Origin of the sequence: Marinitoga sp. 1135 (assembly GCF_013363245.1) — a bacterium.
In the GTDB taxonomy this organism is placed as follows: Bacteria; Thermotogota; Thermotogae; order Petrotogales; family Petrotogaceae; genus Marinitoga; species Marinitoga piezophila.
On sequence record NZ_LBEZ01000007.1, the window covers coordinates 1 to 15,142 of the forward strand.

Consider the following 15,142-nt stretch of genomic DNA (forward strand, 5'->3'; position numbering starts at 1 on the left):
CAGGATCAAACCCTCCATCCAAGATTTCGAGTTCGATCTTAACTCTTTGAATCTACTTCCGCTGGGTGTCTCTGTTCACTTGTCAAGGAGCTTCTCTTCCTCTTCTCTTTTTCTTCCAGACGCTCTCACCCGCGTCCGAGTATATATATTACCACCTTCTTCCTCTTTTGTCAACTTACAGTTTCGTTAATTTCGTTAAACGTACGTGAATTCATTCTTTTTATCTTCTATAAACCTTTATTTATAATGTTTTTAGATTTTTTATTTTTATTTATTTTTTCTGATTTTTTTGCTTGACATGGATACGATTTTTTATTTTTTAAAAAATATGTTATAATTAAGTTTAAAACTTTTTAATTCGGAGGTGTTTTTATGAAAAAAATAGGTTTTTTTAGTATTTTTATTTTATCTTTATTATTTATTTTTTCTTCCTGTCTCGATAGAACTCAAATCTTGAATAATGAAAATGACACTAATACTGATGATATCGTTTTATTGGATTGGAAGGATTGGTCTGTTGCAGAAGGACATTACTTATCTCCTTTAAAGGTTTTTACCTTTGATTCCACAGCTATTTTAAATTTCAATTTTGAACTTACTCATTGGGATGGCGATTATGGCCTTGAATTTTATGTTCTTACAGAAGATGATTTCGATAATTTATATTATGATAAAAGTTTTAACTATGTACTTCATAAGATTTTTTATACTGAAAATAATTATACATTCTCCGGAGAAATTCCAGAAGGAAGTTATGTTTTTGTTATTGATAATGCACGTGGCGGTGATGAACAACCAGATAATGATGATGAAAATGATTATGCTACCTTTAATTTATATGTGACTCAGAATAAATAAAAAACCCGCTCAAATCGAGCGGGTTTTATTATTATGGATACACTCTATATAATGTTCTTGCAAATGGTATTGCTTCTCTTATATGTTTAAGGCCGCATATCCAGGCTACTGTTCTTTCGATTCCAAGACCAAATCCACTGTGAGGAACTGAACCAAATTTTCTTAAATCAAGATACCATTGATATTCTTCTACTGGTAAGTTGTTTTCTTTTAATCTTTCAATTAATACATCTTCCTGCCAGATTCTTTCAGATGCACCAATTATTTCACCATATCCTTCAGGTGCAATCATATCATCACATAATACTACATCTGGATTTTCTGGATCTGGTTGCATATAGAATGCCTTTACTGATTTTGGATATTTTTCTATAATAACAGGTTTATCAAATTCTTCAGAGATTAATGTTTCATCATCTGCTCCGAGGTCTTCACCCCATTGTATATCTGACCCCTTTTTATTTAATAATTTTATTGCTTCTGTATATGTAATTCTTGGGAATGGCGCTTCTATTTTTTCGAGTTTACTTATATCCCTTCCAAGAGCAACTAAATTTTCAGAAGCATTTTCAAGGACTTTCTTAACCACATATGATACAAGATTTTCCTGTAATCTCATATTGTCTTCATGTGTATAATAAGCAACTTCTGCCTCATTCATCCAGAATTCTATAAGATGTCTTCTCGTTTTTGACTTTTCAGCCCTGAATGTTGGACCAAGATTGTATACTTTACCTAAAGCCATAGCTGCTGCTTCAAGATATAACTGACCTGTCTGTGCAAGATATACTTTTCCATAATCAAAATAGTCTATTTCAAATGTATTTCCTGCACTTTCACCAATTGAACCTGTAAATATTGGAGTATCAATTAATACAAAACCTTCGTTGTTATAAAATTCTCTTATAGCTTTTATTATTTCATGTCTTACCTTTAATATATGGAATTGTCTTCTTGATCTTAACCATAAATGTCTGTGTTCCATTAAGAAATCAATTCCGTGTTCTTTCTTTGAAATAGGATAATCTTCTGATGGATTATGTACTATTTCAACTTCATCAATGTGTAATTCAAATCCAACTGGTGATCTTTGATCTTCAACAACTGTTCCTCTAACAATTAATGAGCTTTCCATTTTTAATTTTTTTACTTCTTTGTATTTTTCTTCACCAAGTGTTGATTTTTCAACAACTCCCTGAACAAAACCTGTTCCATCTCTTAATTGTAAAAATCCTATTTTACCACTAACTCTTTTATTCCAGAGCCAGCCTCTAAATTCAACTTTTTCACCTATATGTTTTTTCATATCTTTTATATATACCCATTCCATACTTTTCCCTCCCAAATCACAATATTTTATTTATCTCTATTTTTTATATTATAACACGCTAATACAATTGTGTCAAAATCTATGATATAATTAAAATATAAAAATCAGTCAAGGGGATGGTACAATGAAAGAAACAAAAAATAGATGTTTAGGTGCTTTAATTGGATTAGCAATTGGAAATGCATTAGGAGCACCTTTTGAATATATAGATATGGAAAAGCTTCCTGAAATAAATGATTTTCATAGCGGTGGAATATATAATTTAAATGCCGGCGAATGGACAGATGATGTTTCTATGGCTCTTTGCCTTGCAGAAAGTTTAATAGAAGACGGTTTTGATTTTGATAGTCAAATGAAAAAATATTTAAAATGGATTGATGAAGGTCTCTATTCCTGTAAAAAAACGGCTTTTGGAATTGATAACCAAACAATGGATGCATTAATTCAATATGAAAAAGACGCTTCTTTGCCAAAGATAATAGATAAAGATTCACATAAACCTTTAGCAAGACTTGCTCCAATTCCTATGTACTTTAAAAATTCTTTTAATGATGCTGTTTTTTATTCAGGACAAAGCGCATATACCACTCATAATAATATCTATTCAATTCATTCATGCAAATTCATCGGTGGATTTATACAACAGGCAATTAATGGCGCTACAAAACGCGTTTTATTAGAAGAAGTTCATAGACATATGGACTTAATTTATGATGTAAAACTTAAAATTGTTGATGTTACATATAAAGATATAAATGATTTAATAAACGACGGAAAAGCCATAAATTCACTTGAAATAGCCCTGTGGACTATATATAACACCAATTCATTTAAAGATGCTGTTCTAACAGCTGTTAGGTTTGGTGGAGATACAGATACATTAGGTGCTATTGTTGGACAAATGGCTGGTGCTCTTTATGGATTAGAGAATATTCCAAAGGTCTGGCTTTTAAAGCTTGCAAAGAAAGATATGATATTGGAACTTGCAGAGAAGTTGTGTAATAAATAAGAAAATGCCTGAGAAATCAGGCATTTTCTTATTTGATCTAAATTAACGTAACATATTAAAATACTGTTTTTAACCAAACTTAGACCGCCATCAATTTGAGATAACTGCATATTTAATTATTTTAATTTAATTTAAATTGTTTCACAATATTTTCTAAACGTCTAGCAAGTTCTGTACTTTCTTTTGCTTCGGAAGTTATATTTTCTATATTTGCAGTTTGTTCTTCAGTTGCAGCAGTTATTTCTTGAATAGAAGCATTGATATTCGTAACATTTTGTGAAAGCTCTGTCATAGCAGTTGCTATTTCATCAACACCAGCCGTTTGTTCTTCAACACTTGCAGCAATACCTTCAAGTTTATTTGTCATTTCTTGTATAGCTTTTAATATTCCTCCCAAACTTTCACCAGCTTTATTGGAAAGCTTCGAACCTTCTTCAACCTTTTTATTTATTTCTGTTGAAACATTTAAAGCTTCTTTAGATACATTCATTACACCATCAACTACTTCTCTTATTTCATTCGCTGCTTTTCTGCTTTCTTCAGCCAAAACTCTTATTTCATCAGCAACAACAGCAAAACCTTTTCCAGCCTCTCCAGCTCTCGCAGCTTCAATTGCAGCATTTAATGCAAGAAGATTGGTTTGCTCTGCTATATTAGAAACTGTATCAACAAATTCATTAATTTTAACTGCACTATCATTAAATTCCTTTACTACCTTATCAATCTCAAGAGTTACTTCTGTAATTTCATCCATTTTATTTATTGCTAATTTTACAGTTTTTCCAGCTTTTTCAGCATCTTCTGAAGATCTATTTCCAAATTCTGCTGCTTCAGTCGCATTATCCGCAATAAGTTTTGTAGCTGAGGATATTTCTTGAATAGATGCTGTTGTTTCTTCAATAGCAGCAGTGATATTCTCTATTTCCGTTGATATATTTGTTACAGATATAGTTGTTTCCTGAGTAGCATTTGAAGAAATTTCAAGAGTATCTGTTATTTCTTTCATTGAATTAATCAGGGTAATGCTTTCCTCTTTTAATTGTTTCATATCCCTTTTTAAATGTTCATGCATAATCTTAAACACGTTTATTAATTCTCCTAATTCACTATTATCCTTTATTTGAGGAATTTTAACTGTATAATCTTTGTTAGATAATTTTCTTGCATATTCCATCAATATATTTAGTGGCTTTGTAATTGTTCTAATTAAATATATTGAAATTATACCTCCTATAATTAATGAAAATACTATAACTATTATCCCAAAAGCTTTAGCTTTTTTCCCATTTTTAAAATTATAATCTGTCATTTCCAATACTTTATTATCTATACTTTCTTGAAATTTTTGAAATGTTTCAACCGCATTTTTGCCTATTTTTCTAAAATTTTCTGCATCATTTTTTATATCTTCAACAGAATTATATGATTGTAATAATTCTTTATAATCTTCTATTGCACTTATTGTTTGCTTTTTTAAAGGTATCAAATCCTCATTTACTTTAAGATCTTCTATTTTTTTTATTAGATAATCAAGTTTTTTTCTGCATCTAATTTTATTTTTTTATCATTAAATGCTATATATTCTGCTATAAGTTTCCTTGCTTCCATAAAATCCGTCGAGTATATACCTACTTTTTTCATATTTTCCACATATTTTTCAGACAATATGTGTTCATTATTTAAAATTTTTGAAAAAGTATTATTACTTAAAATAAAAATAATTATTTGCATCATTAACAATATTATTACCATAAAACTTATTTTATTTTTTAATTTCATAATATCCCCTCCAATCTATGAATGACTTTTTGTTATTTCATCATAAATCTTCCTTATTTCATTATGATATTTTTTAAATAATGACAATATTTCCGGATGAAAATGTTCCGGTTTCGTTCTGCCATCTCCTTCAGTTATAATCTTTACAACTTCTTCATGACTAAATGCTATTTTATATGTTCTCACAGAGCGTAAAGCATCATAAACATCTGCTAGAGCTACAATTTGTGCTTCTATTGGAATTTCATCTCCACTTAAACCAAATGGATATCCACTTCCATCATATCTCTCATGATGATATAAAGCTATATTTTTAGCAGTAATAAAGTATGGATCATTTAATAATTTTAATGAAAATATTGTATGTTGTTTTATTAAATCAAATTCTTCTTCAGTTAATTCGTCCGATTTCGTTAAAAGATCTCGATTAATAAATATCTTACCTATATCATGAAGTGGAGCAAAGGTTTCTATTTCTTTTACTTTTTCCTCATTTAGTCCCATTTTCTTTGCAATAAAACCTGATATCTTTCCAACTCTATATATATGAGCGCCAGTAATATCATCATGCGCTTCAGCTATAATAGCAAGCTTTGTGGCAAAATTCAAATATGCATTTTTCACCTCCTGAACAGATAATTTTTCTAACCAAAAGGCTTTTATAAGATTACCAAAACCTTCTATTAATTTCACTGAATTTTCCGAAAAATTTTTCTTTGAATTTTTAGCAATATCAACAGCTATTTTTATCCATATATTTGGATTTAATTGTATTTCTCGAATTAATGTTTCTTTTATCGGTTTAACTGCATTTTTTAAAGTTTTATAATCCTTTTCATTTAATTCTTTATTCCTTTCTTCATCCAATACATCTTTTACAATTCTGGTATTCTCACGTTTTGGAATTTTTCCAATTAAAGATTTTATCTTTTTTAAGTCTTCGAAACTATGACCATAAGAGGCTATAAATTTTGTTGTCTTTTTTTCTACATCAATTAACACAATGCTTCCATAATCTGCTTCCGGCACTATTTCTATAACTAATTCAAGAACTTCTTTATAAAAATCTTCAAGAGAATTTCCTGGTGTCATATGAGAAAGAACTTCCGTCATTCTAAATAAATTATTAGAAAATTCATTGTTTTTATTATAAAGATCTTCAAGTTCTTCACTCATAGATAGTAACTCTTCATTAATTTCTTCTAGTTGTTTATTTTTTAAATTTAGATCAAATGTAGCTCTTATTAGTAGTTTCCTGTATATATATAATAAAGTTAAAACAATTAATAATAACAATAAAATAACCCCTATTGTTATAAAAAACCACCTGGGAAAATGTATTGTTTCATTAAAAAAATATTTATTTATTATCATATAATAAATTGAATTATTTTGATTTTTCCATTTTTGCAAATATGCATCTATTGTATTTATAATATTTTCATTAATAGAATGGGAAAAAACTATATATACATCTACCGGAGAAAAAATTATAGGCGTTTTTTTTAGCCCATAATTATTTCCATTATATGATCTACTAATTATTGCGATATCTGCTTTTTTTTCATATACATATTTTAAACATTCATCATAAGAAGAAACTTCAATAAAAGACGCTTTTATGTGCAAATTATTTAAAATATTTTTAATTCCTTCTTTTCCAACATAATAAATATCATTTTTAATAACAGCAATTTTTTTATCTTCAAAATCAAGTAGAGATTTTACATTTTTATATCGTGTATATACCATCCCCCAATTTGTAAAAACTGGCTCTTTATTATAGTAAAAAAATTTTGCCCGTTCTTTTGAATAGGCAACATCTAACATCATATCAATATTTCCTTCTTTCAATTTTTCAATCAGATCACTAAACGTACCATATTTATAAATAATATTCCAATTTTCAGATAATGCAATTTCATTTAATATATCAACAAAAACACCTTTAGCTTTATTATTTTCAAAATACACTAAAGGTGGATTATCATAAACACCAACAACAAATGCTTTTCCAAATCCAATATTTATAAATATATATAAAAATAGAGAAAAAATTATAATATTCTTTCTCATTTTAATTCCCCCATTATTCAGTTCTTAATAAAAGAAAACATTTATCATTCTCTTTGTAGAATATAAATAAAAAGTTAACTCTTTATCATTACAATTATAACTCTTATGTTTATTTTTTTTTTTTTTTTTTTTTGCGTTTTTATTAAAAAAAGGTAACTCCAAACAACTAAAAAGTTTATGATAGTCAATATATTCTATTTTTGGAATTTAATAATTTTTGTTTTGCGTATATGCTTAATTATCATTTTTAACCTTTTATTAACATAATTTCGATTTCATTTGTTTTTATCTTTTAATATGCTATATTTTCATATCATCCTTTTTAATTGTCAATAATGGATTTTTGAAAAAAAATTTTTTATTGTATAATTAAAATGAAAATTTTCTTTTTTATTTTTGAAATAAAAAAGAAATTCTATTAAAGGGGGTATTGTGATGAAGAGATTATTGGTTTTGATAATGGTAGTTTTATTGGTATCTGCTGTATTCGCAAAGATTACTTTCTGGACAACAGAGGTTGAATCTAACAGAATGCAGAGAATTAGAGCTCTTGCAACAATTTTTAAAGCTCAAACAGGTATTGATGTTGAAGTTGTTCCTGTTGAAGAAAATGATTTATTGAAACAGATTCCTATTGCAAAAAATGCTGGAACATTACCTGATCTAATTGAAAGTGGTATTGAACCAATGTTGTTGTTAGGTTCAGAAAATTTCATGAATGTTGACCTTGCAACAAAGATTATAAATGATTTTGGTGATGTTTATAATGGTGCAGCAAGATTATTAAGTAATGGCGAAGGTAAATATTATGCAATTCCTTTCCACGCATGGGTACAGGGTATATGGTATAGAAAAGATTGGTTTAAAGCACAGGATCTTGGCGATCCAATAACATGGTATAATATCGCTTTAGCTGCAAAGGTATTAAATAATCCAAAGAAAGGTGTTTATGGTATTATTTTACCTAAAAAGGCAAATGCTTATGCAGAACAGGTATTTACAGAAATTGCTCTTGCAAATGGTGCAAGACCTATAGATGAAAATGGAAATGTAACCTTTAATACACCAGAAATGATTGAAGCTTTCAGATTCTATAAGGAATTGGGTAAATATTCAAAACCTGGTTTTACAGATGTTCTTGACGCTTTAAAGGGTTATTTAAGAGGCGAAACAGCAATGATTTTCTATTCAACTTATATTATGGACGATATTGCTGTTGAAGAGGTACAAAGAGGAAGAATTGATAACTTTAATCCTCAATTAGTTGTTAATACTGGTTTTGCAAATAAAATGATTAATGTAAGACCAACATCTTATGGACAGGTTGTAGCCCTTGGTATTACAAAGAATGCAAACGCAAGCGAAGTAGAAAAATTTGTTAAATTCCTTATGACAGATAAAAACTATGTTTACTGGGTACATATGGCACCAGGCGGAATGAATCCAACAAGAAAATCTGTAGCTGAAAGTGATGAATTCCTTGATAATCCTGTTCTTGAAAGATATGGAAAAGCTAAAATCGCAGAAATTGTTGCAGCACTTGATTCTGTAGAAAGATTTGAATTTATTAACGGTAAGGTTATTACAGATATGAGTAAATTAAGCGCTAATTTTGTTATAGGTAAGGCTATTAATTATATGTTTGCAAATGATTGGACACCACAGCAAACTGCAATGTGGGCACAAAAAGAAGCAGAAAAGATTCTTGGAAAATAATTCTTTTTCATGAAAAAGGGGGAATTCTGTCCCCCTTTTTTTAAAAAGGAGGTTTGAAATATGGCTGTGATGTCGTTAAAGGAACGTGAAGCGAGATTTGGCTGGAAATTGGTTATGCCAACTGTAATTTTAATTGCTTTGTTGATTTTATATCCTGTATTTTATAATATTTATCTTAGTTTTTTTGAGGTGTCAATTTCAGATGCCCCAAATAAGTTTGTTGGGTTGCAGAATTATAGAGAAATCTTATCTGATTCCTCGTTCTGGAAATCATTTGGAATTACTGTTCTGTTTACTGTTACAACTGTTGTAGGAAGTATTTTGTTGGGACTTGGAGTGGCATTATTGCTAAACAGGGAGTTTCCTGGAAGGAATATTGTTAGAGCTTTATTGTTATTGCCTTATGTAACTCCATTAATTGCAATTGTTTTTGCCTGGAAATATATATTTTTACCTATTGATGGACCTTTAATGAAATTCCTTGCTAATTTTGGCATGAATCCAGGAAATGACTTTTTAAATAATCCCAATAATGCTTTCTGGGTTGTTTCGATTTTTAATATATGGAGAAATTTCCCATTTGTTTATTTGATGATTTTATCAAGGCTTCAATCTATTCCTACAGATTATTATGAAGCAGCTGAAATAGATGGTGCAAGCGATTGGCAGAAGTTTGTTCATATTACATTACCAGAATTGTATTTTGTTATAGGTTCTGTTGCCTTGCTAAGAGGTATCTGGAATTTTTACAAGTTTGATGAAGTTTATCTTATGTCAAAATTCGCTAATACTTTACCTATTTATATTTATGAAAAAGCATTTGCTGGATTACCGGAACAGGGTGTCGCAGCTGCAATTGCAACTATATTATTTGTAATAATGATTGCATTAATCGGTATATACGTAAAGAAGGTGTTAAAATGGTAAAAAGAAAAAGCCCTTTGAAAATAATTGGTTTCTGGACTTTGATTATATTATTGGTAATATTTATTACTTATCCATTTGCATGGATGCTTTCTGTATCTTTTAGATATGATACAGATGCTTTTGATCCTGGTATAATACCTAAACGCCCTACACTTGATACTTATGCTATATTACTTGGATTTAAAAAGTCCATAAGAGAGGAGTTGAGTAATGAGCAACAACAATTGTTGGATCTTATAAAAACTTTGCCTAAAGACCAGCAAGAAGCTGTTCTTGCTCAAATAAATGCACAAAGAAAAAAGGAGTCATTCCCATTTTTAAGATTTTTTAGAAATTCTTTGCTTCTTGCAGGTTTGAGTGCTCTGGTAAGTTTAATTTTATCGGTTTTCGGAGCATATGCATTTAGTAGGATTGAGTTTAAGGGGCGAGGAACTATTCAAAGAGGTGTTCTTGTAGTTTATCTCTTTGGAGGCACTATACTTGCAGTACCTCTATATCAAATTTTTGTAAAAATTGGATTGACATCATCAGGGATTTCTTCCGCTATCGCTTTATTCATTATATATATTGTTCAAACTATACCTGTTTCTTTGTATATGCTTGGTAATTATTTTAGAACAATTCCAAGATCTATTGAAGAAGCTGCTATTATTGATGGTTCTTCAAGAATGGGCGTTATCACAAAGATAATAATTCCTTTATCTTTACCTGCTATAATTACTGTATATATATATGCGTTTATGATAGCCTGGAATGAGTTCTTATTTGCTTCAATTTTTGTAAGACCATTCCCGGAATTTTATACTCTACCTCTTGGTTTAAATGAAATATTTAATTCTGAACATGCAATATGGGCAAAAATGATGGCAGCATCTGTTGTTACTGCAGTACCTGTTGTTATTATGTTTATGATGATGGAAAAATATTTAACAGGTGGATTAACTGCAGGTGGTGTAAAAGAATAAAAGAGGTGACCATTTATGATTATAAACCAAATAAAAGGTATATATAACTCTCTTACAAAAAGAGAAAAAAAAGTAGCTGATTATATTATTGAAAGGGCTGATGATGTAATTCATTATAGTATTACTGAATTGGCAAATTGGGCTGAAGTAAGTGAAACAACTGTTTATAGAGTGATTAAGAAACTGGGATTTAACGGTTATCAGGATTTTAAAATTTCTCTTGCCAAAGAATTATCCGAGCCTGTTTTTGAAACAGTTGAAACTGAGCAGGATATTTTTTCAAATCTATATAATAAGATTTGTAAAAGTTTAAGTCTTATAAACCAGAATCTCGATAAAGATTTGTTGAATAGAGTAGCTGAAAGAATTCTTGCATCTAAAAAACTTATATTTTTTGGTGTTGGAAGATCTTTTCCTGTTGCTCTTGATAGTTCACTAAAATTTGCTGCTTTAGGTTTTTCTGCAATGGCATACAGCGATCCTCATATGCAAGTTATTGTTGGCGCTGGATTAACCTCTGAAGATACTGTTATTTCAATAAGCCATTCAGGATTTATACGTGATGTGTTTAAATCAACTCAAGTTGCAAAGGACGCTGGAGCTTTTACCATTGCTATTACATCAGGTGTAAATTCACCTTTAAGTAAGATTTCAGATATTGTTATATATACTACACCAAGCGATCCTTCTGAGAATGAGTTTACCCATGATAGAATAGGCGAAATGTATATGATAGAAATACTTTATAACCTCGTGGTTTCAAAGAAATTTACAGATAAACATTTTAATAAGTTGAAAAATGTTATTGAGCCAAAAAAGTTCCAGTAAAAGAGGTGTATTTTATGCATAAGAATATATACGATAAATTAGAATTTTTATATGGCGATGAAGCAAAAGGTGTATATCAAAAACTTATGAATATTATTGAAAAATATAAAATTTCTGATAAGGATTTTGATTTTTCGGAAAAGGACGTTATTTTAATTACTTATGGTGATTCTATAAAGAAAAATAATGAAAAGCCTTTAAATACTTTACATCATTTCTTAAATGAATATGTAAAGGATAGTATTAATACTGTACATATACTTCCATTTTTCCCTTATTCATCTGATGATGGCTTTTCTGTAATTGATTATAAACAGGTTAATCCAGAATTGGGCAGTTGGGAAGATATTCAATCGCTCTCAAAAGATTACAAACTAATGTTTGATGCAGTTATAAATCATATTTCCAAAGAAAGCAAATGGTTTCAGGAATATTTAAAGGGAAATAAAAAATACAAAAATTATTTTATTGAACAGGAGCCTGTGGAGGAATTAAAGAATGTAACTCGTCCAAGGGCACTACCTTTATTACACATATATAAAACTGCTTCAGGCGAAGAAAAACATATCTGGACTACATTTAGTGAAGATCAAATTGATTTAAATTATAAATCTACAGATTTGTTCCTTGAAATTGTTGAAATATTGCTTTTCTACGCAAAAATGGGAGCTAAATTAATAAGACTTGATGCTATTGGATATTTATGGAAAGAAATTGGAACATCATGTATCCACTTAAAACAAACACATGTAATGATTCAGTTGTTTAGAGATATTTTAAATCTCACAGCCAAAGACGTTATTCTGATTACAGAAACAAATGTCCCGCATCATGAAAATATTTCTTATTTTGGAAATGGATATAATGAAGCTCAAATGGTTTATAATTTTTCACTTCCTCCCCTTGTTTTATATTCTTTTTTATTTCATGATGCGACTGTTATATCAAAATGGGCTTATACATTAGAAACACCATCTGATAAGACTACTTTTTTCAATTTTCTCGCTTCACATGACGGCATTGGATTAATGCCAGCAAAAGGAATTTTAAAAGATGAAGATATTGATTTTCTTGTTGAACATACTTTAAGAAATAACGGACTTGTTTCTTATAAAAGCAATCCTGATGGGACAAAATCACCGTATGAGTTGAATATTAATTATTTTGATGCTTTGTACGATGAAAACGAATCAATGGAATTGAATATAAGAAAATTTATTTCCGCTTATGCAATTGCTGCTGCAATGAAAGGTATTCCAGGTATTTATATTCACAGTTTATTGGGATCACGAAATTATCTTGAAGGTGTTAAAATCACCGGAATGAACAGAACTATTAATAGAGAAAAATTGAATTATGATACCTTAATTTCAGAATTAAACGATAAAAGTTCTTTAAGGTTTAAGATATTTAATACCTTCAAACATATGCTGGATATTAGGAAGAAACACAAAGCATTTAATCCAAAAGGAAAACAAATGGTTATGTTTTATGATGATTCTGTTTTTGCATTTATGCGAGAATTTAAAGATGAAAGAGTTCTTGTTTTAACCAATGTTGCTAATAGAGAAATTACTCTTGATATTGATAATCCGCTTTCTAAAAATCCTTATGACTTTTTAAATAACACTTCTGTTGATATTTCCGATAATAAACTTCATATTATTCTTAAGCCATATGAAACCAAATGGTTGAAATAAAAGCGAGGGCAAACTCCCTCGCTTTATTATTATTTTTATTTATCTCTTCAAGTATTTTAAGAAGACTTTCTTTCACTTCAAAATTTGGATAGTCCAGTATATATTTTTTCTTTAATCCATATTTTTTTATTCCTTTAAAGGTTAAATACCCTGCCTGCGTAAAGAAGATATTTGCTTTTGCATCTTCTATTTCTCTTGTTGAGAAATCTTCTGCACTTACTGGTGTTTTTACTAAATCTTCATACTCTATCTTTTTGCCTTTTATATATTCATACAAAAAACTTGGTGAGCCACTTTCAAACCAGAAGTTTTGGAATTCTTTTTCTGAAAAAAATCTCAATATTGAATATGGATTATATACTGTATGTTCTCCGTCAAATGAAAATCCATTATAATATCTCTTCATTTCTTCAAGCAATTCTTTTTCTGTTATATATTCGTCTATTAAAATTACCACTTTTTCTTTTTTTGAAAGTTTCATTATTAATTCATCAAATGCAAATGTATAATCTGTTTCAGTTATCTCTATTCCGTTTCTTTCACCTTCCTGCTCTATCATCTTTACCAGACTTTTTTTGAATTTTTCTTCGCTTTCCGTTGATGATTTAAACAGGTTTAATCTTATTATTGGATACTCTTTGAAATCCCATTTGTCATATATATATGTCCCTTTGAATAACTCTTTTTCTCCTTTGAATAAATAATATAATGTTGATACTGTTAAACTTTTTCCAAATCTTCGTGGCCTTGATAAGAATGTTGGTATTCCTGAATATACCATTTCCAATATATATTTTGTTTTATCTACATATATATAATCTCCTGTTATTATTTCCTTATAATCTTCTATCCCTACTGGTAACTTCTTCACTGCTTTCCACCTCCCTATATTATGATTATATCATAATAATTCCCAATTCACTTTTATTTTTTTATTAATCCATTAATAAAATTATTTTTACATTCATTTTACTTATTTTGTTGACAATTTTTTTATTTTTATATAAAATTCTTAATAGAACAAAGTTCTTTTTTATTAAAAGTTATTATTTTCACTAATTTCGTTTTAAGTTGTTTAATATTTATGTTCATTTCTATTTGCATAGAATTTCCAAAATATATTATCAACATAATTAAAGGAGGTATTTTATGAAAATTCCTCAAATAATTAAATTACCTGAGGATATTTTACAATATAGAAAAAAAGATAAAGTTTTGCTTCTTTCTCCAGAAAAAGCTGGTGCCATTGTATTAAATGATATTGAATATAAAATTTTTTGTGAATTTTTGAACTAAAAAATATCGAGGAGGAGGTATAAAGTTGGATCTTTCTACTTTAATAGGATTGGGTTTGGCTTTTGTTGCTATATTAATTGGTGGATATTCAGGATTAGGACAATTATGGGATACAAACTCCTTCTTTATTACTGTTTTAGGTTCAGTTGGTGGTATGATGATTGCTGCGCCAAAAGATATATCTTTTAAATTTGTAACAGCAATAATGATGGGAATAAAAGAACCTAAAATTGATTCGGTCGAAATTTTAAAAACATTATATTCATTTGCAGAAAAAGCAAGAAGAGAAGGTTTAATATCCCTTGAAGCAGATCTTGAAGGCCTTGATAACGAATTTATGAAAGAAGGTTTAAGGGCTGCAGTTGATGGTACTGATCCAGAAGAAATAAGGAAAATCCTTGAAATAAAAATGGAGTTATTTGAAGCAGAACAGGGAAAATGGTCAGGTCTTTTAAATACCTGGGGCACATTAGCTCCGGCATACGGAATGATTGGAACGCTGATAGGTCTCGTTTTGATGCTTGGTAGTTTGAACGATCCATCTACTATAGGTCCTAATATGGCTATTGCTCTTATTACAACGTTATACGGTGCTCTTGTTGCAAATATATTCACCTTACCGATAGCCGAAAAAATAGGAAGAAGAACATCAATACAG

Annotated in this window: 13 protein-coding genes and 1 pseudogene; 9 read left to right on the plus strand and 5 right to left on the minus strand. The window is 29.2% G+C overall.

The genetic code is table 11. The features are described from left to right. The first annotated feature begins 372 nt into the window (after positions 1-372). Positions 373-858 (plus strand): hypothetical protein, encoded by a 486-nt coding sequence (locus tag XO10_RS04140; RefSeq protein WP_014296317.1) that lies wholly within the window; start codon positions 373-375, stop codon positions 856-858. 31 nt (positions 859-889) lie between these two features. Here the strand turns inward: XO10_RS04140 and asnS are convergent, their stop codons facing one another. Beyond that, positions 890-2,188 carry an asparagine--tRNA ligase gene (gene asnS, locus XO10_RS04145; RefSeq protein WP_175418204.1) on the minus strand — a complete coding sequence of 433 codons (1,299 nt, stop codon included), beginning with the start codon at positions 2,186-2,188 and terminating at the stop codon, positions 890-892. Positions 2,189-2,312: 124 nt separating this feature from the next. Here asnS and XO10_RS04150 point away from each other — a divergent pair, with 124 nt between their 5' ends. Next, positions 2,313-3,197, plus strand: coding sequence for an ADP-ribosylglycohydrolase family protein (locus XO10_RS04150; protein ID WP_175418205.1), 885 nt, complete (start codon positions 2,313-2,315; stop codon positions 3,195-3,197). A 121-nt stretch (positions 3,198-3,318) separates the two neighbouring features. On the opposite strand, the gene XO10_RS04155 is transcribed toward XO10_RS04150, so the two are convergent. From XO10_RS04155 to XO10_RS04165, 3 genes are read right to left on the minus strand one after another with little or no spacing between them, the layout of a single operon-like run. Then, on the minus strand, positions 3,319-4,683 hold the full coding sequence (locus tag XO10_RS04155) for a methyl-accepting chemotaxis protein (protein WP_175421164.1): 1,365 nt from the start codon (positions 4,681-4,683) through the stop codon (positions 3,319-3,321). Positions 4,684-4,718: 35 nt separating this feature from the next. Beyond that, positions 4,719-4,976 carry a hypothetical protein gene (locus tag XO10_RS04160; protein WP_175421165.1) on the minus strand — a complete coding sequence of 86 codons (258 nt, stop codon included), beginning with the start codon at positions 4,974-4,976 and terminating at the stop codon, positions 4,719-4,721. Between the two features lie 15 nt (positions 4,977-4,991). Then, entirely contained in the window at positions 4,992-7,052 is a 2,061-nt protein-coding gene (locus XO10_RS04165) for an HD domain-containing phosphohydrolase (protein WP_175418207.1), read from the minus strand. A gap of 435 nt (positions 7,053-7,487) precedes the next feature. Here XO10_RS04165 and XO10_RS04170 point away from each other — a divergent pair, with 435 nt between their 5' ends. The 5 genes from XO10_RS04170 to XO10_RS04190 are packed head-to-tail and all read left to right on the plus strand — an operon-like array spanning position 7,488 to position 13,188. Continuing rightward, entirely contained in the window at positions 7,488-8,768 is a 1,281-nt protein-coding gene (locus XO10_RS04170; RefSeq protein ID WP_014296322.1) for an ABC transporter substrate-binding protein, read from the plus strand. A 60-nt stretch (positions 8,769-8,828) separates the two neighbouring features. Beyond that, the gene (locus XO10_RS04175; protein WP_175421166.1) at positions 8,829-9,695 is read left to right on the plus strand and encodes a carbohydrate ABC transporter permease; all 867 of its coding nucleotides are present in this window, start codon (positions 8,829-8,831) and stop codon (positions 9,693-9,695) included. Beyond that, positions 9,689-10,660 carry a carbohydrate ABC transporter permease gene (locus XO10_RS04180; protein WP_014296324.1) on the plus strand — a complete coding sequence of 324 codons (972 nt, stop codon included), beginning with the start codon at positions 9,689-9,691 and terminating at the stop codon, positions 10,658-10,660. Before XO10_RS04175 ends, XO10_RS04180 begins: the two co-directional genes overlap by 7 nt. Before the next feature lie 15 nt (positions 10,661-10,675). Then, entirely contained in the window at positions 10,676-11,488 is an 813-nt protein-coding gene (locus XO10_RS04185; protein ID WP_014296325.1) for a MurR/RpiR family transcriptional regulator, read from the plus strand. Between the two features lie 14 nt (positions 11,489-11,502). Continuing rightward, positions 11,503-13,188 carry an alpha-amylase family glycosyl hydrolase gene (locus tag XO10_RS04190; protein WP_175418209.1) on the plus strand — a complete coding sequence of 562 codons (1,686 nt, stop codon included), beginning with the start codon at positions 11,503-11,505 and terminating at the stop codon, positions 13,186-13,188. 70 nt (positions 13,189-13,258) lie between these two features. Here the strand turns inward: XO10_RS04190 and XO10_RS04195 are convergent. Beyond that, a pseudogene (locus XO10_RS04195) lies at positions 13,259-14,059 on the minus strand (AAA family ATPase); the annotation flags it as partial. 278 nt (positions 14,060-14,337) lie between these two features. On the opposite strand from XO10_RS04195, the gene XO10_RS04200 reads away from it, so the two are divergent. Then, entirely contained in the window at positions 14,338-14,484 is a 147-nt protein-coding gene (locus tag XO10_RS04200; protein ID WP_014296327.1) for a hypothetical protein, read from the plus strand. Between the two features lie 25 nt (positions 14,485-14,509). After that, positions 14,510-15,142: motility protein A (locus tag XO10_RS04205; RefSeq protein ID WP_175421167.1), on the plus strand; the 633-nt coding region annotated here is incomplete at its 3' end.